The following is a 19,612-nucleotide window of genomic DNA, read 5'->3' as shown; positions in this document are numbered from 1 at the left end:
CCCTTTACTATTCTACTTTGCGCCGTTCATTCCATATATAGAATTGTTCAATTATAATGGCAATAATTGTACCTGTAATTAGGCCATTCGATAAAACAGCTGCAAATGCATTCGGCAGATCTGACATGCTTTCCTGCGGAATGAACATGATACCTACACCAATCATTAAACCAACAGCTGACACTTTATAGGCACGGTCTTTCTTCGGCTCGGCAGCAAGCTCATGGAAGGCCATCTCTACCATTTTCGTAAAGATTGCAAACGTGACGGCATATGCAACCGGTGCCGGTAAAACAGCAAAAACTGACATGATCGATGGAATGAGCGTAATTAGGATAACGATAATACTGCCCGTAATAAACGGTGTTAGCGACGCCATCCTTGTTGCGCCAACAAACCCTGCTGCGCCTGAAATTGGAACAGGTCCGATTGCTGAAAAAACTCCTGCGAATAAATGATTAATGCCTGAAGCAATGGAGCCTTGTTTCATCCGATCAGGCGGTGTGATGGAAAAAGATTGTTTCAGCAAGCTTTCCATAACCCGGATTGACGCCATCATATTCGCAATCAATAATAGAGTAATAAAACTAGCAGTAATGAACATGCCGCTATCCCAAACCGGTTTCCCAAATACGAATAGATCGGGAAGACGAATAAATTGTTCACCTTCAAGTGTTACACGACTCGCCTTTCCGATGAGCAAAAAGAGAATCCAACCGAATCCGATTGACAATAGAACGGAATATCTCGAAACCCAGGACACTTTATGATTCATCGTTATGAATGTCATAATGACAACCGCTAAACTTCCGAGGAATATAAGTCCGTCTATCTTATCACCTGTACTTTCAACACCAACCATTCCTTTTAGGAAAGTACCACTTAATTGCAAAATGAGCAGCATCAAATATGTAAATGTAACTGATGGTGTGAAAAGACCTTTCATTTTAGAAATCATTCCACTCATAGCCAATAAGATGAACAGGAGGCCGCTGACGAGCATTCCGCTTTGTAGAGCTTGCAAGGCATCCCCGCCTGTAGGATATACGATGCCTACCATCCCTGCGTAGATGACAAAAATCCCCCACCATAATCCTGCCGGTCCTTCATTGATGGGCAAACGATGCCCGATAAAAGCTTGGACGAGACATGCAATGCCGAGAACAAACATCGTACGTTGAATGAAAAGCGCAGTTTCAGCAGCCTCCATTCCAAAAACATGGGCGATTGCAATAGGAGCCGCAATAGAGGATGCGATTAAAAAAACCGCCCATTGCAACCCTCCGACAACTATTTTCATAAGTGCACCTCTCACCCGAATTCCATTCGGATACAGTTTTGAAAAATAACAACGCCGATCAGCTCGGCTGATGTCCATTCAATTCTATAGTATCAGCAAATCCTTTAATGAAGAAACCATCAGTCTCCGACCATTCGCAATAAAGTATTTCCTTCGCTTGGTTATACCCTTTTTCGCGAATCCCTTCCTGCAACCATTGATCAGACTTTCCAATAGCATTCAGTACTTCCGTCTTCACTTCCCCTTCATCAATGAGCAATACACTTGGCTCCTCTTCCTTTTTTTCAATATCCAAATCATCCAATACAACAGATTTATATTTAGCGAAGGAGTTAATAGATATTTGGCCTCCGGGTTCGATATACATATCACGCACTTCTCTTAACGAAAAAATTCCTTGCTGACGGAGCATTGTCCGGACTTGTTCCATTTCCAATTGATTTTTCTTAAACGCTTTCTGATTGATCTTTCCGTCTGCAATCAATTGGTCTGGCTCTCCTTTTAGAAGAATTCGCAACGGATTAAAGATAGACACCAATTTTTCGATAACGAATATGGATAGTGCCCATACAGCCATGGAAAAAAGGAACATCCATATCGTCGTTTTATTATCATATAAAGTTTCTTCTAGAATTCCACCGAACATTATTAAATAAATGATGTCATACGGCGTCATCTCGGCCAAATGCTTTTTCCCTAACAGCCGGATGACGACCATGAAAGTGATCAACCCGATAACGAGCTTCATTCCATTTATTAAATAATCCATTTTTATTCCTCCTCTTCATTAGTTAGTTAAATACCCGTTATCGTCGTTTTAAATCTAATGCAATGTTTTAAATAGAATCGATTGGGTATTTTCTAGAATAGCAATCACCTAGAATAAAAAATTATTAGGAGGCGTTTTGAAATGGTACAAAGACACGTAGTAGGTTATTATGACACTGAATCAGAAGCTGTTGCTGCAATTGAGGAATTGAAAAGACAGGGATACAGTTCCAATGATATTTCCATCATTAGTAAAGATAGAGATCGTGTAGATAACATCGAAGAACAAACTGGAACCCATGCTGCAGATGGCGCGGCAACAGGAGCTGCAACAGGTGGTTTGCTTGGCGGTCTTGGCGGTGTGTTGGCGGGAATCGGAGCGCTAGCGATTCCAGGAGTCGGCCCGATCATTGCAGCAGGACCAATCGTAGCAGGGATTACCGGAGCAGCCGCAGGAGCAGGAGTCGGAGGACTCGCTGGCGCTTTGATCGGTATGGGTATTCCTGAAGACGAAGCGAATCGCTATAATGATTACTTTAATGAAGGCAAAATTCTTGTATTAGTAGATGGCGATTACACAAACACACGCATGGACTATCCTGATCGCCCGCTTATCTAAGTAGGCAATCAAACGATAGAATTATATATGACTGTAGACAAACACATTGGTGTTTGTCTACAGTTTTTTTCTATTAAAATCAAGAAAAGCCAAGATATGTTGATTTCCGCTGTGAGTGGACACTCTCCGCTCCAATCAAAGTTATTCCTATTAAATAAATGAGATATTGGATATGATGAGGAACACGAACAATTGAAAATCAAATCGATTTCCAACTACTTTTTTGTCTAAAGTCTAATTTCTTTTTAGACTCTATTAATATTTCTCTTAAGTTAAAGCTACTCGTTAATAAAAAAAAAAGGACCTTCATATGGGCCTTTCTTATCTGAATATCACTTGGTTATATATTTTATAACTGCCATTTCCTTACCGAACCTATTACCATTATCAATAAATCCCAAACTTGAGTAAAGGTTATGCGCTTCCAAATTTTCAGGATGATATCCTACAACAATTTTTTTCACATTCGGTAATTTAGCCATCTCTGCAATCATTAATTTAGTCGCAGTTTTACCAATACCCTTGCCCTGGAATTCTTTATCCACCATTATTCTATATACCCAGTAACCATCGAGCTCTTCTTGAACAGAGTTGAACATTAAAAAGCCAACTACTTTCTCTTCAGCATATATAGCATATGTCTTTAATGTATACTCGAACTTTGACTGAGCGATTGATATAGCATTGGGTTCAATGAATTGCTTTTGTTTTGTGGATACTTCTAATTCACAACAGTCATACCAATTTTCTGCATTTAATTCTACGATTTTCACATTTTCTGTACTCATAATTTTCCCCTTTCAAATTTGGGGAAACACTAAAAATTACTATTTAGACGTTATCCCCTTGTAGTCATTAAAAACTCTTTTGTTTGTCATATTGAACCCCTCCTATAACAACTATTGCCTATGATTGTTTTTTGACTTAATAATCATACTATACTTTCTATTAACTTGTAAGCCCTCAATCAAACAAAGCATATTTTTGAAAAACATCATAAGGCATTAAAATAGCACAGGTGGCGAAAAACGAATCTTTATGCCACCTGTGCTCGTGTTTTCACGACATGAATAGATTTCTGTAAGTATGTATAAAGGATGATTTTCTGATGTCTTCAGATTGCACATAAAAATCATCCTTTCTATGATGGGGTTTGGTCACTTCCATTTTACTAGATCGGACAATATATATATATTTATAACATGTGTTTACAAGTTGCTTGAAGTGAAACGCGCCGACTCCTGGAGAATCAGCGGGACAGATGAGACCCCGCAGTGAAGCGTAGCGACCGAGGAGGCTCACCGCCCGCCCCCCGGAAAGCGTGCGCCTGGAACAGAAAGCAACGTTTCAAGGATATCTCCATTTTATTTTTCTACAGAAAAAGGGGCTACCACAGAAAGTCAGTTTTCACCGAATTTCTATGGTAGCCCCTTATTTATTTTAGTAATAGGGAGAAATCAATATGTAGACAAGAACACCTGTAAAGCTTACGTATAGCCAAATCGGCATCGTCCAGCGCACTATTTTGCGATGACGTTCATGCTCCCTGTTCCATGCCCTTGCAACACTTGTTAAAGCAAGCGGAACGATTGCCGCCGCGAGAATTATATGGGTGATGAGGACAAAATAATAGATTCCAGCTAAAATGCCGCTGCCGCCATATGGAGTGGACGGGGACAAATAGTGAAAAGCTACATAGGTAACAAGGAATAAAGCAGTTGTGCAAAATGCGGCATAGATGAATTTCCGATGGACAATTACATTCTTCTTTTTAATAGCAATGAGTGCCGCGACTAAGAAAAAGAACGTAAAAGTATTGAAAATCGCATTCATCAATGGAAGGATCGTAACATCAAACGCATTAAAATCCTCCACGCCTTGTCTACCCGACAACAAACCAATAATACCAATTAAAACGACCGATAAAATGATAATCGCCGGCCGATAATTTCTTTTCTTAAAAGGCTTCCCTCCTATTGAATCTGCGGTTTGATTCATTCAAACATCTCCTTATACAGTACATACTTAACCGTAGTGTACCATATTTTACTCCTCCCTTACGCCAGTTCACATTGTTGTCAAAATGAAAAGCAGCCGGGTCTAGTTTCCCGACTGCATTGTTGCAATTCTTGCTTCTTTTAACTACAGATCACTTGAATATTGTTCGGTGTAAAAACGCCTTTGTCCGTTCCATTTGTGGATTGCTCAATAAATCTACGGGACTTCCTGATTCTACAATCTCGCCTCTATCCATGAAAATCGCTTTGTTTGCTACATCCTTTGCAAATTCCATTTCATGTGTAACAACAATCATTGTCATATCTTCTTCAGCAAGATCTTTCATGACACGAAGCACCTCTCCCGTCAATTCCGGATCAAGGGCAGATGTAGGTTCATCAAACAAGAGAATTTCAGGTTTTCTCATTAAGGCTCTAGCAATAGCCACCCTCTGTTTTTGACCACCAGAGAGCTTGGAAGGCAAAACATCGGCTTTGTCGGAAAGACCGACTTTCGCTAATAACTCCATACTCAATTCACGGTTTTGTTTAGCACTTCCTTGCTTAAGAAGCTTTGGAGCAAGCTCAAGATTTTCAACTACAGTTAGATGCGGGAACAAATTGAAATGCTGAAAAACCATTCCCATATTGGATGTAATCTGTTTCACTTGTTGAGGCTTTGAATAGATTCCATCCTTTACAATATAGTTTCCGTTGACCGATACACTTCCACCGTCCAACTCCTCTAAATGAACCAAACTTCTAAGCATCGTGCTTTTCCCTGATCCAGATGGTCCGATAACGGCGATTACATCATTTTTATTCACTTCAAAACTAATCTGCTTAAGTACTTCAAGTGGACCGAATGATTTTTTTATATTTGTCACTTCTAGAATTGCCATGCATTACACTCCTCTTTATCAATCCAGCATAATCCTCATACTGTATAAAAGTTAATCGAACCGTAGCCGTCTTTCCAACCATTTGAAGAACATTGTCAAACATAACGTAATGAGAAGATATATGACGCCTGCCAACAAGAATGGAGTTATTGTAAAGTCACGGTTGACTGCTGTTTGCGCGAAATGCAATAGCTCAGGTACTGCCACTGCGTAAAGTAGAGCTGTATCCTTCACTAGCGTGACCGACTCATTTGCAACCGAAGGTAATGCAATGCGGAACATTTGTGGAAGAACAACTTTTCTCATCGTCTGCCATCGATTCAATCCAAGCACTTGTGCAGCCTCATATTGGCCTTTGTCAATAGCGAGCAGACCGCCACGGAAAATTTCTGCGAAATATGCTGCATAATTCAAGATGAATCCTAAACAAGCTGCCACAAACCGATCAAGCACTAAATATTCTCCAATAACCGGGATAAGCGGTAGACCGAAAACAATGAATAAGAGCTGCAATAAGAGTGGCGTTCCCCTCATCAAATAAATATAAGCATTCGCCAAATATGCTAACGGTTTAATAGAGCTTCTCGCAATAAGGGTTAAAAGGAAGCCGAGCGGGATGGATACTATAATGGCCACGATAAATAGAATAATCGTTGCTTGAGCCCCTTCCAACATCGGTTTCAAAATGGATAAGAAATAATCGATTGACATATGATAACTCCTTCTAAAAAAGCAAAACAGGTTTTCTCAACGAAAACCCGGCATGCTCGTTTCATTATTTAAGTACTTTATCTTCCCCGAACCATTTCGTAGAGATTTTTGCCGCACTGCCGTCTTCATTCATTTTATCTAATGCGTCTTGTAACTTTCCAAGCAACTCATCATTGCCCTTTTTAACACCGACTCCATATTCCTCAGGCGCTAAAGACTCGTCCAACACTTTAAAAGCGCCCTCTTCTTTGGACATATAATAGTCGATGACAACTTCGTCAATGACAACTGCGTCGACACGGCCTGATTTCAAGTCTGATAGCGCAAGGACATTGTCCGCATACTCCGAAATCGATTTGATATCAGATTGAATCGGGTTATCGCTTAAAGCGTCCGCAGCCGAAGAAAGTGCTTGCAACCCAATTTTTTTACCAGATAAATCATTAAGTTTGGCGATATCGGAATCAGCTAATGTTGCTACTACTTGTGCATTTTTCAAGTACGGCTTAGTAAAAAGAACTTTGCCTTTTCGTTCATCCGTTATCGTATACCCATTCCAAATCAAATCGATTCGTCCACTGCTCAATTCTGTTTCTTTCGTTTTCCAGTCGATTGGTTGAAATTTCGCTTCCATCCCCATATGCTCCGCTGCAGCCTTCGCATATTCAATATCGAATCCAGTGAGTTCGTTGTTTTCATCACGGAAACCCATTGGAGCAAATTTATCGTCCACACCGATGACGAGAACGTCCTTCCCTTCCGAGCTTTCTGTTTTTGAACTGCTGCAACCTGTCACGACAAGCAATGCAACTATTGAAATGATCATTAATGTCATATATTTTTTCATAGTTATCTCTCCTTTTCATAGTCTCGCTTTAACACTTTAGTCTGTTAACGTATTGATAATATACCATGATTCCTCCATAATGAAAACCCCTTTATAAATTTACGGAATCTTCGTTCTCAAAAAATTTCACTTAGTATATGATTGGCAGACGTTTTGATTCTGTTGAAAAAGGCAATTGAAGAATATAGCACTACGTAAAGCATACGCAAGAATCATAAAGGAGGATGTTGACATGGAAAAAGAATATAAAAATGATTTCGTGGAAAATAGCAAGAAAACTGAAGCGCTACAACAGCAAGCTGCAGGAATGAAGGACAATGTTGACTCGGACAAAGAGCCAAATGGAATGGATCCTGAAACAATTTTTGAAAAAGGCTACTCATTTCAGGAAACCCCGAACGAAGCTCGAACACAGAGGATGAATCGACTTGGGGACGAACCGAATAGCATCAATCCCGAAAAAAAATGACTCAAACTAAAAAAAGAGGCTGCCCGAATCAATCAGTTTCACCTGACATTCGGACAGCCCTAGCTAAGTAAATATCACGTCCTGCTATTCTAATATACTCGTAGGGAAATATTGATAGGTTTATCTTTTCATCAATCATATGTAGTTTTGATTAATTAACGTGTAGGGCTAGCACTATCGGTAGCTAGAATCAATTTTGGAAATTACGGCAAGGATTCTGATCATATAAAAATTTCGTATTCCCCCTTATACTTATACTTATACTTACTACACACAAGCAGATGTTCTTTAGCCAAACAAATAAAAAAGAACCTCGCATGAGATGCTTTTAACTTACAATTGAATTGTTGGCAGAAATTTATTATTAGAGGGCATGTCAAGAAGTAGCCAGTGGAGCTCGTCGTTGTAATGTCATTAGTAGACCATCAGCTTATTCAAACTACTGGCAATTTCCATATCGAGAATAAAAACAAAGGCGCTCCATCCAAAACGGACAGAGCTCCATTTAAGTCATCTTGCTAAATCAACTATTATTTTTTCAAATAATGGTCATTGGGATTGCAATAATCAATATTAATTTAATTTTAATTTCTTATTAAAACGACTACTGATCTCTTTACTTAATCTATGCTCAATATTAATTACAGTGCCCGGATAATTTATTATTAATTTATTTAAGTTATCTGCACTTTCCCCATCTAGTCCTGACAATGCTTCATCGACAACGAGAATTTCTTTTCCGTATAACAACGCTCTTGCAACTTCTAATCGTTTCAGCTCACCACCTGAAAGTTGACGATCATTACTACCTAATCGAGTGTTTAATCCTTCTTCATTTGCAAGGTGATTTAATCCTACATCATTTAAAGCTTTAAATAATTTTTTATCAGCAATTTCATTACCAAGAGTCAAATTGTATTTTAATGTATTAGTAAAGACAAATGGTTGTTGTTCAACAACCGCGAACGATTCAGTTAAATTATCTTTTAATTCCTTGCCGTATTTAATAATTCCAGAGAGTAAATTTTGTTCATTCATAAGCGTCTTTAGAAGAGTGGATTTGCCTGAACCCGAAGCCCCTTCTATCAGAATCCGATCTCCAGCTTTCACTTGGAAGTTTACATTTTCTAAAATAGGCTTGTAGTTCTCATAACCGATGCTAACACCCTCTAGGGAAATTAAATATTCATTTCTATCTGTTACTAGTGGGAGTTTTGGTGGAAGATGTTGTGGTTTTTCATCCAACACTTTTCTGAGTAAGGGTTCTGATGCAGTCATTGCGTTATAAAAATTCGCCAATGAAATCAGAGGCGAAACCACTCGATCTGCTGCCATATATATTGTTATTAACATACCGATAGATATTTCGCCTTGTATTACCGACCATGTACCATACGATAATGACCCTATCGCAGAAATTACATATAGAACACTGACATAGAATGAAGACACAGATTGTCTAAATTTCATTGAAAAGTATTTGTTTTGTTCTTTTATTAATGCCGAAAACAATTGATTGAATATAAAATCAATGGCTCGGTATCGTTTAACTAGTCTTCTCGCATTTAATCCATCTTCAAGTTGTTCAATATAACTGTGGTTTGCTTCTTGCCAACTTTCAGTTCCTTTTTTAAGCCATTTAGATGTAAATTTAGGAACAATCGTAGGAAGGGTTCCTAATAGAACAAAAATCAACCCAACTTTCCAGTTAATAAAGAGTAAAAATACAAAAGTAATAACACCTTGTAAAATACTATAGATAAAGCTCATAGAATTATCTACGAAATCTTTTTCGATTTGTTTAATATCGGAAGTGATCGTTGATATATATTTACTTGGTAAAACCTTGGAATTACCTGGATCATATGATTTCTTAAACATTTTGTCTTTAAGATCAATATTGATGGCACTTCTTAACTTACCAAAAAAATAAGAATTTGATATTTGAGCGACAAGTAATGCCATCCACAATACAAACCATAAAGTTAGCAACAATGGCACACGACCGTACTCTTGTTCCGTTAATACGTTAGTAAATTTACCTAAGAAATACGGGAAAACGATTCCATCGAATGATAAAATAATTAAACAAATAAAACTCATAAAAGCAAGCTTCCACTTCCCCTGAAATAAATGCATAATCAACTTGAACATTATTAACTCCCCATTTCACATATCCATATTACAAAATAGGCAAATAGCTGAAGCTTCTTGCCAATTACTTTATTTAGCGACGGGCATCTTTCTAAAGCTTGGTAGACACCCCCTGTGTCCAACTAAAAATTATTGCCGCAACAGGGTGGCGCTTCATCGACAAACCAATTTCCCTCTTCATCCACAAGTCGTTTCAGCGACTCTTTCCAAGAAATGGGGCAATTGAAACTAGGCCTTAACATTCTCCAATATCCAGCAATGAATCGCCTCGCTATCACTTCGACACAGTCTGGTGACTTACATTCAATCGATCCACCATCGTGTGTCCATCCCTATCCTTCCTCAGCTTTGAAATATAAATTCCGACATTGCTTGTATCTAACATATTAACTACCTCCCCAATAAGTTTCAGCGTGAATTGTTATCTTCAGCGTAGCATTTTGTTTCCTAGGTGCCTATCAACTATTGGTAGAATGAGGAATTCTACTAGCGGTAGAATGTGCCAATTAAAATTTAGATATATCTTCGTATATTCGGGTTATAACTTTTCACATTGGAATCTACCCAAGGCAATCCTAATCCAGATTCATTTAATTGAAATGAATTGATTGCTATGATTTCCGAGAAATTTGATATAAGCACTTATTACTTTGACGAGGCAAACAATTTAGGGGAAAGTATCGGATTTTTTTAAATGAGAATCAAAGCCGTCAACAGATTTGACAGGATTTTGGTCATGAACCAGGACACATTCTTATCCATGAAGGTCATCAGCAATCCATGGTGGAATCCATTCGAATCTACTAGGAATGGTAAGTAGAGCAATTTGCTTATCATTTTTGCATACCAACATTCATGTTGAATGAAATGGTAATGCAATCGATGAGGATTTTATAAGGGTAGATTTTACCCGCAACGCAGTCATTACTGATAATGATGAAACATTCAGGCCAGCTGATAAGCATTTGAGCTATAAGGATAGCCAGCTCCTGATGCCTAAGTTTACAAGCGTCTTCATAGAGGTATAAGATACTATTTGATATACTACTTGGACTGACTTCAGGAATGCAATTCGGAGAAAATGAGGACATGGCAACTACGTTGAATATGTAAAATTTGTGTAAAATGATTTCATTTCCTATCGTTTCTGAACATATTCTCAAAAAACAAATAATGACCATAAACGCTGTAATATCAATGTTTATGGTCATTCCTATTGCTTCTTGTCATGTTCAGTTTACATCTAAAAACGTCCCAGGCAGACGTGTGTAAAGCCTTATATATCAATAGTTAGATTAGTGTTTGTATACCTTTTGTATACCATTATTTTAAATGTACACTTATCTAATCTTACACCTATCGCAAATCCATGAAAGTTGCTTCCACTATATAATTCAATAATTCAGGATACTATATAGCCAACCTCATCCAAATGTACTATGATATTCATAGTACATAAGGGAGGGGTTATTTAATGGGAGTTTTGTTTGCTTTTTTAGCGTTTTTTGCATTTGCAGCTGTTTTTGTATTTGGTATCTTGGCAATCGTATTTTTTATACGGAAAGAGAAATCAAAAGGTAAGAAACAATTGTTGTTCGCCGGTGGGTCGTTCGCTGTCTTTTTAATATCGTTTATCGCATTCGCTGTAACTTTAAGCGGCGAGGAAACTGAAAAGAAAATAGAGGTTTCAAGTGACGAGAAGCCAATCGTTAAGACCGAGGAAAAGAAAGAACCGGAGATGTCTGAAGAGGAAAAGACTGAACAAAAGAAGGCAGAAGAAAACGCTGCAGCTGATGCGAAAGCCAAAGAAGAAGCTGAAGCCATAGCGAAGGCTGAAGCAGAAGCCAAGGCGAAAGCTGAAGCAGAAGCGAAAGCTAAAGAGGAAAGTATCCCGAGGGAACATAAAGCAGCGTTAAAGAAAGCAGAAACATATGCGGAAATGATGCATATGTCGAAAGCAGGAATCTATGACCAGTTGACTTCTGAATATGGGGAGAACTTCCCGAAAGAAGCCGCCCAATATGCGATAGATAACATTGTATGGGATTGGAAAGAAAATGCATTGAAAAAAGCAGAAACATATGCGGAAATGATGAGCATGTCAGATTCGGCTATTTACGAACAATTAATTTCCGAGTACGGTGAAAAATTTACTAAAGAGGAAGCACAATACGCAGTAGATAATCTAAATTAATTGCAAACCAATAATATAACTATAACGACTGCCCCAGCGGTCGTTTTTATAAGAGGAGGCATAAGCCCCTCTTTTTTACATACTCCGTACTTTGACAATATCGCCAACCATGATATTGTCCTTACCGAATGGTCCCTCGACCGATATACTCTGCTGTGCAGGATCCAGTCGCGTGATTTTGCCTATATATGTATATCAAGCCACGATGGGTGTGCCCCAGCTTTAACAGCTGCATTGACAATGATTTTACGACGAGTCTTACTGTCGAGTGTCAATTCGGTTTCGGCTTTTAGGGACGGGCTGGAAAATTGCACTTCTTCTTCCCTGTGCTGAAACGCCTGCTTTTCTCTTCAAAACAAATGCCTTCGCAATGCCGTTTACGTGACCTAATGCAACTCTATCCAATAACTCATCATTTTTTAATAGCTTCGAGTCGTCAAGACTATCAATAAATCCTGATTCTGTAAGAATTGATGGCATACGCGACTCGCGGACCATGTGCAAGTTCTTTTGTTTCTTGCCCCGATTAAAAAAATCTGGAATCATTTTTGTGATTTCTGAGTGGATAACCGCTTGGAAATCTATTGTTTTGTCACTAACCTTTCCATTGAAAATAAAATCTTCATAACCCGTTCCGCCACCTGCATTGATATGAACAGACAGCAAGTAGTCAGCGCCCCAACTGTTTGCCATATCCGTCCGCTGCTTTAGTGAAAGAGTTTGGTCACTTGTACGGCACAATGTCTGCTACTTCATCCGCGTCAAGATGCAAGTAGCGCGTAGTCACGCCAAAGTCCGAATGACCGTGCGCTTTGCTGATGAGTGCTAAATCGCCTTTAGAACGTTTGTATATGTCCTTTGCGAAGCCTCTGCGCAGCAAGGCGTGCGGGTTGATATTCTGTATGCCGTACGTCCGTTTATAGTAGGTCATTCGCTTTGAAATTGCGTTGGATTTCAGCGTTTTAGAATTGTAAATACTGTTGCCCTGCTGCGTAATAAATGCATAATTATTAACTACGCCTTTCTCTTCGCGGATGATCCGATTCTGCTCGAATAGCACCTCGAATAATTTTTGTAAACGACCATCAAAAGGCAGTAAAATAACTTTGCGATTCTTTAATAGCGCGCCTTCAATGCACAATAGTCAATTTTCGAGGTCTACATGGCGTTCTTCTAGCGAGGATAACGTAGCAAGCCTTATGCCCGTTTGATAAGACGTTAAAATTGCCGCAGCATCCCTTAACTCAATGAAACGCGACAAGTCTAGTAGTCTTAAGATATTAAAGACGTCTTCTTCTGTCGCGCCTTCCTTTACTTCTTCATCTACACGAATCTGTATATTTTTTCAAAACATTTCCGCTAACCAACCGTTGTTAAAACACTTGCCAAGAAATGCGCTAAAGCATTTTAATCGAACGCGCTTAGTCGCAGGCTTAACTTTCATTGCGCCGAGCCAATCGTAGATCGAATCAGCATCGACAGCGTGAAGATACTCAATTTCAGTCTTCTTTATAAAATCCATTACGTGCAACTCGTAGTCGTGTATTGTTCGTTCTCTTAGACCACTTGCGCGCATTTGACGGATGATAATTTCGAGCGCCTTCTCGATGGATAACGCGGCCATCGGATTTATTGCGGGCGGACTATCGATTGTTTGACCGTCAAATATTCCGGGTAATTCCGTATTAACCACAAAACCTTTTCTCGGTTTTGTCAACGCAAAAAACCTCCTAACAAAAGTAGTTAGAAGGCGTACATAATTCGCAGTTTGACCGCTCATAGACCGCTCTAAAACTTCGGTTAGAAGGTTTATATCACGCGGTTTAGACCGCTTTTTTGAACGTCCCAGGCAGGAATCGAACCTGCGACCCACAGCTTAGGAGGCTGTTGCTCTATCCCCTGAGCTACTGAGACAAATTTGAGTACCTTTCTATTATAAAGAGATGAATTGGTAAGAGCAACAGTTTTGCTGCTCTTTTTTAGGATAAGCAGTATGACAACGAAAATTACACACATAGTAAGATGTAGAAAAACACATAAATAGTAGGAGGTATATGAATGGAACGAAGTTCTTCAACCGATAGATTTCAACCTATGACCTCTGTTACGAGCGGACAAGGAATTGAAGTGGCTCCCGACTTATATTGTTATACGGTTCAAATTGTCAATGTCGTATTTTTCGGTTTTGCCGGCGAAGGAAATGATTGGGTACTCATCGACGCAGGGATGCCAAAGTCAGGTGAAAAGATAAAAGAAGAAGCCGAAAAAAGATTTGGTAAAGACAATCCGCCAAAAGCGATCATTTTGACGCATGGGCACTTCGACCATGTAGGTGGACTGATTGATTTATTGGAAGTTTGGGATGTGCCGGTATATGCGCATACGTTAGAGCTTCCTTATATTACTGGACAAAAAGATTACCCCGAACCTGACACGACTGTCGAGGGAGGAATGGTTGCCAAATTATCGTTCATGTTTCCTCATGAAAGTATAGATATCGGTTCAAAAGCGCATGCACTGCCAGACGATCATACAGTGCCATTCATGCCAGGTTGGAAATGGATTCATACACCAGGACATTCCGTTGGCCATATTTCAATGTTCCGCAATGACGATCACGCCATGATTGTTGGTGATGCATTCGTAACAGTCATCCAAGATGAGTTGTATAAAGTGTTTACTCAGGAAAAAGAAATAGGTGGTCCTCCACGCTATTTGACACCTGATTGGGATGCGGCTGAACAGTCAGTCGGAATACTAGCGGCATTGCGACCGAAAATTGCTATTACCGGTCATGGAGTCCCTGTTGAAGGGCAATGGATAGATGAAAACTTAGATAAGCTAGTGTCAAATTTCGAATCGATCGCTGTTCCCGATTACGGGAAATTCGTAGATGATTCAAAATAAAATTAACTTCATTAGACTTACCCCTGTCTTTCTTTCATCGCTGTCATATTGTCATGTCTAACGGGCAAGCTAAGAAATAATGATACGGAGGAGGTATAATCTATGGACAGGGTTGAACGAAACATTACAAAACGAAATGAAATTGAGCTGCGGAACAGAAAGTTTGCGAAACGGTTCCATGAATTCGCCACTCTAGGTGATTATAAGGAAGCGATGGTCAAATCATACAGGAAGACGGAGCAAGAGCAACGGGATGACGATGAGTCAATAAACCCACATTAAATAAGGACGTCTCAAAGCCATAAATGCCTTTGAGACGTCCTTTCTACTATTATTAAAACAAAGCTGGTGTCGATAATGCAATGATAATGACTAAAAAGACTACAAGAATGATAATCGGCAAAAGTACAACCAATACAGCTTTCCAAATAGAATACTGATGAACTTCTGCAAAAGCGGCAATGAGGACTACCAACGACCAGATTCCTCCAACAAAGTTTACAAGTAAAGAGACGATCATCCAAATAAATTGTCCAACTGAGAAATCATAGTCACTAATAAAATTGCCTTGACCCAAAATGAGCAGATCCAGTATCCAAATAAATCCGATTATCACAATAATGATATTAGAAACCGTGAACGCCTTTCGTGATTCCTCAAATGTTCCCGAGCCGCCAAACAAAAGTGATAAAGCATGGTAAATTCCCGATACTAAATAAAGAGCAATTACTCCTATAATCGGTCCGACAATCAGTGAAATTAAGAGAATGGCCGCAAAATTCCAGGTCTCCCCTAAATCGTTGTTCACGGCTTGATCTAGGAAGTGTATTATTCCCGTAATTGCCGCAATGCCAAGAACAAAACTGCCTGTTTTGTAATCCTTGACATATTGAACAGTTTTCCTCGGATGAAGCCATACGGAAGTCCATGGGTTGCCTTGTCGTCCTTCATGCACTTCAATTTCATTATTTTGCAAAGAAGTCTCACTCCCTATTATTCTTTTTCTTCCACTCTTCATACTTACGTATGATGAGTGGATTTGTTTCAAGAATAATTGAGAATTGGCATTTACTTATCTAGCCCTTTCCCCATACCCTTCAGAAAATCTAAACCATACTTCACTGCGCGATTGATATGAGGGTCGTTAAGTGCCGTCATAACCTGAAAAATTGACACTTTATCTCCATTTCCTTTATACAGTTCAGCCTCTTCAATTCCTTTTGATATGCTGTCCTTCATACTTTCCGTAACTTCCGGATTTATCGATGTCAATAGACCTGCCGCGTTCATAATATTATTGATGAGATTCGTCATCGGTTCTCGTGAAGCTTGCGTTACAGCGATTCCTGCAATCTCATCTTTTGCCTTTACCATTGCAGTCATAGCATCCAGTACACCCGCATTGTCCAATTCAGCTGTAATTTCTATGATTTTCTGCAATGATTGCTGCTGTTCTGTAATGAGGGATTGCAGTTCATCCATTTTCTGTTGCTGCAATTCCGCAGGCGTTAGTTCTTTTATTTTAATTGAAGTAATTGGCGCTGCCATTGGGCTCACCCTTTCTCCACTTGATCTGTCAGATGCTCGTAACCTGGTCTAGCCCACTTCCGTTCGACTTCTACACCATCTTGTGGATGTCGTTTCTTATTCCGATGGTTGCTTGCCGGCAAAGGATTGTCTCCCTCTTTCCGCAAAATTTCCATCCGGACTTTAGCTTGTTTGAATGCAGGTGTATTTGTCCTTTGATCCACCGCGGTACCTGTCAAAAAGTTGATGGCCGATTCTTTTTCTACCGAGTTCATCGGAAGGAATAATTCATTCCCTTTCACTCTATCGGTAACTAGAGCCGGCAAACGAACAGCTCCGTGCGGTGAGACGAGCCTAACTAATGAACCGCTGAGCACGCCTCTTTCTTTTGCAAGCTCAGGCGATACTTCCACGAATATTTCTGGTACTTTCGATTGGATACCCGCAGATTTATTCGTCAAGTTTCCTTCATGGAAATGTTCAAGCATCCTGCCGTTGTTAATGTGCAAATCGAATTCGTCATCATAGACGACAGGTTCTACCCAATCGGATAAGGCGAATCTTGCTTTTCCATCAGGGAAATTGAAACCATCGACGTATAGCAACGGCGTGCTTTCCCCTTCCAGACTGCCCCAGAAAAAGCTATCCCAGTTTTCCATATTGCTATAATCAGCTTGTCTGAACAATGGAGAAAGACTCGCCATTTCAGCGAAGATTTCGCTAGGATGTTCAAAATTCCAATCCGCTCCTAAACGAGTCGCAATTTCTTGGATGATTTTCCAATCCGCCTTTGCATCCCCTAATTCCGGCAATGCTTTATACAAACGCTGAACTCTTCTTTCCGTATTCGTGAAAGTTCCATCCTTTTCTAAGGAAGGCACTGCCGGTAAGATAACATCTGCGTATCTTGCAGTCCTCGAGAAAAAGATATCTTGGACGACTAGGAAATCGAGTTTCGATAATACGTCATGTACGTGATTCGCATTGGAATCGACGAGCGCCATATCTTCTCCGACGATATACATCGCTTTCATGATTCCTTCATCGACTGCATGGAGCATTTGAATATTATCGAGTCCCGGCTTATTGCCTATTTCTACACCATATGCATGTTCGAATTTTTCACGTGCAAGATTATCCGTCACATGCTGATATCCTGGAAGCCAGCCCGGAAGCGTCCCCATATCACAAGCACCTTGCACATTATTATGGCCGCGAAGCGGGTATGCACCAGCGCCTGGTCTCCGGTAGTTCCCAGTTGCCAGAAGTAAGTTTGAAATGGCCGCTGACGTATCGGAACCTCCTGTATTTTGCGTTACGCCCATCCCCCATAAAATACATGTTCCATCTGCATCACGGATCATTTCAGCAGTACGAATAAGATAATCTTTCGGAACACCGGTTACATGCTCTGCGAAATCGAGAGTGTATTTCTTCAATACATCCTTAAATTCTTCAAAATGACGTACATTTTCTTTAATGAAATTTGAATCATGCCAACCTTGGTCAATCATGTATTTCGTAACTGCCATAAGCCATACTTGGTCAGTCCCTTGCTTCGGGCTAATGAATATGTCTGATCGATCGGCCATTTCATGTTTACGCAAATCGGCGACGATCAGCTTTTGTCCATGCAGCTTATGTGCACGCTTCACACGTGTTGCAAGTACCGGGTGACCTTCAGCAGGATTTGCGCCGATGATAATGACGAGCCCAGCTTTTGCAATATCTTTGATCGTCCCGGCATCTCCTCCCATGCCGACTGTACGGAACAAACCGTCAGTCGCTGGAGACTGGCAATAGCGGGAACAGTTGTCGACGTTATTCGTCTTGAACATTTGCCTCGCAAGCTTTTGCATCAAATAGTTTTCTTCATTTGTTATTTTTGAAGAAGAAATGAAACCGATACTGTCTTCACCATGTTTCCGATGGATAGTTCCCAATTGTTCTGCTACTAAATCCAACGCTTCCTTCCATGTTGCCGCCACAAAAGAATCGCCTTTCCGGATGAGTGGAGTTGTCAGCCTTTCTTCGCTATTGACGAAATCCCAGCCGAACTTACCTTTCACACAAGTCGAAATCGCATTGACCGGCGCATCTGAAACAGGCTGTATTTTAAGTATTTTACGGTCTTTCGTCCACACTTCGAACGAACATCCGACACCACAGAAAGTACAAACAGTCTTAGTCTTTTTCGTCCTTGTGTCGCGCATGGCAGCTTCCGCATCTGAGATGGCCATAATTCCGCTGTAGCCAGGTTCGACATTTTTCACCAAATCGATCATCGGTGTCAATATCTCTTCCTTCATTCCCGTCATGAAGCCAGCTTCACCAAGCATCGACTTCTCCATCAACGCATTACACGGACAGACTGTGACACAGTGTCCGCAGCCTACACAGGAAGAATCATTGATTTTGGCCCCGCCATCCCAAAGGACAATTGGACGATCCCTCTCCCAATCGATACTGAGAGTTTCATTCACTTGCAGATTTTGACATGCTTCCACACACTGTCCGCAAGCGATGCATTGGTTAGGATCGTATCGGTAAAACGGATGTGTAAAGTCGACGCTGTCTTGTGTACATTTCGGTTCATAAGGATATTTCTGTTCTTCGATTCCCATCATATCGACAGTGTTATGAATTTTGCAGTTGCCGTTGTTGTTATCACAAACTGTGCAATACAATAAATGGTTTTCAAGAATTCGATCCATCGCTTCAGTTTGCGCTTCTTTGGCACGTGGAGAAGATAATTGGATATCCATGCCTGGTTCTAATTTAGTTGAACACGCGCGAACAAGCAGTCCGTTCATTTCGACAATACATGTATCACATGTTTCGATCGGGTCCACTTCTGGAAAATAACAAATTTGTGGATGCTCGATTTTCTGTTCATTGACCACTTGTAATATCGTCATGCCTTCTTTGAACGGATACGCCTTTCCATTAATCTTAATTGACATGAAAATGCCTCCTTTGAAATAAAAAACCACCATAGACAAATACACCTGCTATTGAGGTGTGCTTGTCTATGGTGGAATAGTCTAATAGCAGAGCTTGCTAAATAACCAATCCAAATGTAAAGTAATGAATTGATAATACCGGTGCAATGCCATACCCCGATACCATACTAACTAGTATTATAGAGTAGAAGAATACACTATTCAATAGCTTTTGAGAATTATTGCAAGGCAATTCATATTGTTTCAAAAAGGGG

General features: G+C 40.0%; 19 protein-coding genes and 1 tRNA gene. 5 read left to right on the top strand and 15 right to left on the bottom strand.

The window, feature by feature from the left end; all coding sequences use genetic code 11:
• Positions 1 to 7 precede the first annotated feature (7 nt).
• Together AC0L13_RS08540 and AC0L13_RS08535 are read right to left on the bottom strand one after the other, a co-directional pair.
• A complete protein-coding gene (locus tag AC0L13_RS08540) occupies positions 8 to 1,300 on the bottom strand; it encodes a purine/pyrimidine permease (RefSeq protein ID WP_473645895.1) in 1,293 nt (430 codons plus the stop codon).
• A 58-nt stretch (positions 1,301 to 1,358) separates the two neighbouring features.
• The gene (locus AC0L13_RS08535; protein ID WP_473645893.1) at positions 1,359 to 2,069 is read right to left on the bottom strand and encodes a DUF421 domain-containing protein; all 711 of its coding nucleotides are present in this window, start codon (positions 2,067 to 2,069) and stop codon (positions 1,359 to 1,361) included.
• Between the two features lie 141 nt (positions 2,070 to 2,210).
• Between AC0L13_RS08535 and AC0L13_RS08530 the strand changes: the two genes are divergently transcribed.
• Positions 2,211 to 2,687: a general stress protein gene (locus tag AC0L13_RS08530; protein WP_473645891.1), complete on the top strand. Its 477-nt coding sequence runs from the start codon at positions 2,211 to 2,213 to the stop codon at positions 2,685 to 2,687.
• A gap of 332 nt (positions 2,688 to 3,019) precedes the next feature.
• Here the strand turns inward: AC0L13_RS08530 and AC0L13_RS08525 are convergent, their stop codons facing one another.
• The 5 genes from AC0L13_RS08525 to AC0L13_RS08505 form a co-directional block, all read right to left on the bottom strand.
• A complete protein-coding gene (locus tag AC0L13_RS08525; protein ID WP_473645889.1) occupies positions 3,020 to 3,475 on the bottom strand; it encodes a GNAT family N-acetyltransferase in 456 nt (151 codons plus the stop codon).
• 652 nt (positions 3,476 to 4,127) lie between these two features.
• Positions 4,128 to 4,685, bottom strand: a complete 558-nt coding sequence (locus AC0L13_RS08520) for a DUF420 domain-containing protein (protein WP_473645887.1) — start codon at positions 4,683 to 4,685, stop codon at positions 4,128 to 4,130.
• 151 nt (positions 4,686 to 4,836) lie between these two features.
• A complete protein-coding gene (locus AC0L13_RS08515; RefSeq protein ID WP_473645885.1) occupies positions 4,837 to 5,586 on the bottom strand; it encodes an amino acid ABC transporter ATP-binding protein in 750 nt (249 codons plus the stop codon).
• Positions 5,587 to 5,637: 51 nt separating this feature from the next.
• Positions 5,638 to 6,297 (bottom strand): amino acid ABC transporter permease, encoded by a 660-nt coding sequence (locus AC0L13_RS08510; protein WP_473645882.1) that lies wholly within the window; start codon positions 6,295 to 6,297, stop codon positions 5,638 to 5,640.
• Between the two features lie 64 nt (positions 6,298 to 6,361).
• Complete coding sequence (locus AC0L13_RS08505) at positions 6,362 to 7,144, bottom strand: amino acid ABC transporter substrate-binding protein (protein WP_473645880.1); 783 nt, start codon at positions 7,142 to 7,144, stop codon at positions 6,362 to 6,364.
• Positions 7,145 to 7,376: 232 nt separating this feature from the next.
• On the opposite strand from AC0L13_RS08505, the gene AC0L13_RS08500 reads away from it, so the two are divergent.
• Positions 7,377 to 7,613, top strand: a complete 237-nt coding sequence (locus AC0L13_RS08500) for a hypothetical protein (protein ID WP_473645878.1) — start codon at positions 7,377 to 7,379, stop codon at positions 7,611 to 7,613.
• Between the two features lie 573 nt (positions 7,614 to 8,186).
• On the opposite strand, the gene AC0L13_RS08495 is transcribed toward AC0L13_RS08500, so the two are convergent.
• On the bottom strand, positions 8,187 to 9,767 hold the full coding sequence (locus tag AC0L13_RS08495) for an ATP-binding cassette domain-containing protein (RefSeq protein ID WP_473645876.1): 1,581 nt from the start codon (positions 9,765 to 9,767) through the stop codon (positions 8,187 to 8,189).
• 1,738 nt (positions 9,768 to 11,505) lie between these two features.
• Between AC0L13_RS08495 and AC0L13_RS08490 the strand changes: the two genes are divergently transcribed.
• Complete coding sequence (locus tag AC0L13_RS08490; protein ID WP_473646916.1) at positions 11,506 to 11,961, top strand: Ltp family lipoprotein; 456 nt, start codon at positions 11,506 to 11,508, stop codon at positions 11,959 to 11,961.
• A gap of 258 nt (positions 11,962 to 12,219) precedes the next feature.
• Here the strand turns inward: AC0L13_RS08490 and AC0L13_RS08485 are convergent, their stop codons facing one another.
• From AC0L13_RS08485 to AC0L13_RS08470, 4 genes are all read right to left on the bottom strand, one after another.
• Positions 12,220 to 12,654, bottom strand: a complete 435-nt coding sequence (locus AC0L13_RS08485) for an N-acetylmuramoyl-L-alanine amidase (RefSeq protein WP_473645874.1) — start codon at positions 12,652 to 12,654, stop codon at positions 12,220 to 12,222.
• Positions 12,655 to 12,685: 31 nt separating this feature from the next.
• Positions 12,686 to 13,102: a tyrosine-type recombinase/integrase gene (locus AC0L13_RS08480; protein ID WP_473645871.1), complete on the bottom strand. Its 417-nt coding sequence runs from the start codon at positions 13,100 to 13,102 to the stop codon at positions 12,686 to 12,688.
• 204 nt (positions 13,103 to 13,306) lie between these two features.
• Positions 13,307 to 13,678: a hypothetical protein gene (locus tag AC0L13_RS08475; protein ID WP_473645869.1), complete on the bottom strand. Its 372-nt coding sequence runs from the start codon at positions 13,676 to 13,678 to the stop codon at positions 13,307 to 13,309.
• Between the two features lie 124 nt (positions 13,679 to 13,802).
• Positions 13,803 to 13,875, bottom strand: a tRNA-Arg gene (locus tag AC0L13_RS08470).
• Positions 13,876 to 14,019: 144 nt separating this feature from the next.
• Between AC0L13_RS08470 and AC0L13_RS08465 the strand changes: the two genes are divergently transcribed.
• Together AC0L13_RS08465 and AC0L13_RS08460 are read left to right on the top strand one after the other, a co-directional pair.
• Positions 14,020 to 14,868: an MBL fold metallo-hydrolase gene (locus tag AC0L13_RS08465; RefSeq protein WP_473645867.1), complete on the top strand. Its 849-nt coding sequence runs from the start codon at positions 14,020 to 14,022 to the stop codon at positions 14,866 to 14,868.
• A gap of 102 nt (positions 14,869 to 14,970) precedes the next feature.
• On the top strand, positions 14,971 to 15,150 hold the full coding sequence (locus AC0L13_RS08460) for a hypothetical protein (RefSeq protein WP_473645865.1): 180 nt from the start codon (positions 14,971 to 14,973) through the stop codon (positions 15,148 to 15,150).
• Positions 15,151 to 15,202: 52 nt separating this feature from the next.
• On the opposite strand, the gene AC0L13_RS08455 is transcribed toward AC0L13_RS08460, so the two are convergent.
• The 3 genes from AC0L13_RS08455 to fdhF all read right to left on the bottom strand — a co-directional run bounded on the left by AC0L13_RS08455 (position 15,203) and on the right by fdhF (position 19,358).
• Positions 15,203 to 15,844 carry a YIP1 family protein gene (locus AC0L13_RS08455; RefSeq protein WP_473645863.1) on the bottom strand — a complete coding sequence of 214 codons (642 nt, stop codon included), beginning with the start codon at positions 15,842 to 15,844 and terminating at the stop codon, positions 15,203 to 15,205.
• Positions 15,845 to 15,936: 92 nt separating this feature from the next.
• Positions 15,937 to 16,416: a helical membrane plugin domain-containing protein gene (locus AC0L13_RS08450; protein WP_473645861.1), complete on the bottom strand. Its 480-nt coding sequence runs from the start codon at positions 16,414 to 16,416 to the stop codon at positions 15,937 to 15,939.
• A 5-nt stretch (positions 16,417 to 16,421) separates the two neighbouring features.
• Positions 16,422 to 19,358 carry a formate dehydrogenase subunit alpha gene (gene fdhF / locus AC0L13_RS08445; RefSeq protein WP_473645859.1) on the bottom strand — a complete coding sequence of 979 codons (2,937 nt, stop codon included), beginning with the start codon at positions 19,356 to 19,358 and terminating at the stop codon, positions 16,422 to 16,424.
• Between the last annotated feature and the right edge of the window lie 254 nt (positions 19,359 to 19,612).

The organism is Sporosarcina sp. QA0331, from assembly GCF_055808055.1.
The sequence above is the reverse complement of the archived record's forward strand: the minus strand, read 5'-3'. Positions and strand labels throughout refer to the sequence as shown.

Coding starts and splice junctions, on each gene's coding strand:
- AC0L13_RS08505 (WP_473645880.1), bottom strand. CDS start 7,144: ATGAAAAAATATATGACATTAATGATCATTTCAATAGTTGCATTGCTT.
- AC0L13_RS08490 (WP_473646916.1), top strand. CDS start 11,506: ATGTCTGAAGAGGAAAAGACTGAACAAAAGAAGGCAGAAGAAAACGCT.
- AC0L13_RS08485 (WP_473645874.1), bottom strand. CDS start 12,654: ATGGCAAACAGTTGGGGCGCTGACTACTTGCTGTCTGTTCATATCAAT.
- fdhF (WP_473645859.1), bottom strand. CDS start 19,358: ATGTCAATTAAGATTAATGGAAAGGCGTATCCGTTCAAAGAAGGCATG.
- AC0L13_RS08450 (WP_473645861.1), bottom strand. CDS start 16,416: ATGGCAGCGCCAATTACTTCAATTAAAATAAAAGAACTAACGCCTGCG.
- AC0L13_RS08525 (WP_473645889.1), bottom strand. CDS start 3,475: ATGAGTACAGAAAATGTGAAAATCGTAGAATTAAATGCAGAAAATTGG.
- AC0L13_RS08515 (WP_473645885.1), bottom strand. CDS start 5,586: ATGGCAATTCTAGAAGTGACAAATATAAAAAAATCATTCGGTCCACTT.
- AC0L13_RS08530 (WP_473645891.1), top strand. CDS start 2,211: ATGGTACAAAGACACGTAGTAGGTTATTATGACACTGAATCAGAAGCT.
- AC0L13_RS08540 (WP_473645895.1), bottom strand. CDS start 1,300: ATGAAAATAGTTGTCGGAGGGTTGCAATGGGCGGTTTTTTTAATCGCA.
- AC0L13_RS08510 (WP_473645882.1), bottom strand. CDS start 6,297: ATGTCAATCGATTATTTCTTATCCATTTTGAAACCGATGTTGGAAGGG.
- AC0L13_RS08500 (WP_473645878.1), top strand. CDS start 7,377: ATGGAAAAAGAATATAAAAATGATTTCGTGGAAAATAGCAAGAAAACT.
- AC0L13_RS08465 (WP_473645867.1), top strand. CDS start 14,020: ATGGAACGAAGTTCTTCAACCGATAGATTTCAACCTATGACCTCTGTT.
- AC0L13_RS08520 (WP_473645887.1), bottom strand. CDS start 4,685: ATGAATCAAACCGCAGATTCAATAGGAGGGAAGCCTTTTAAGAAAAGA.
- AC0L13_RS08535 (WP_473645893.1), bottom strand. CDS start 2,069: ATGGATTATTTAATAAATGGAATGAAGCTCGTTATCGGGTTGATCACT.
- AC0L13_RS08460 (WP_473645865.1), top strand. CDS start 14,971: ATGGACAGGGTTGAACGAAACATTACAAAACGAAATGAAATTGAGCTG.
- AC0L13_RS08495 (WP_473645876.1), bottom strand. CDS start 9,767: ATGTTCAAGTTGATTATGCATTTATTTCAGGGGAAGTGGAAGCTTGCT.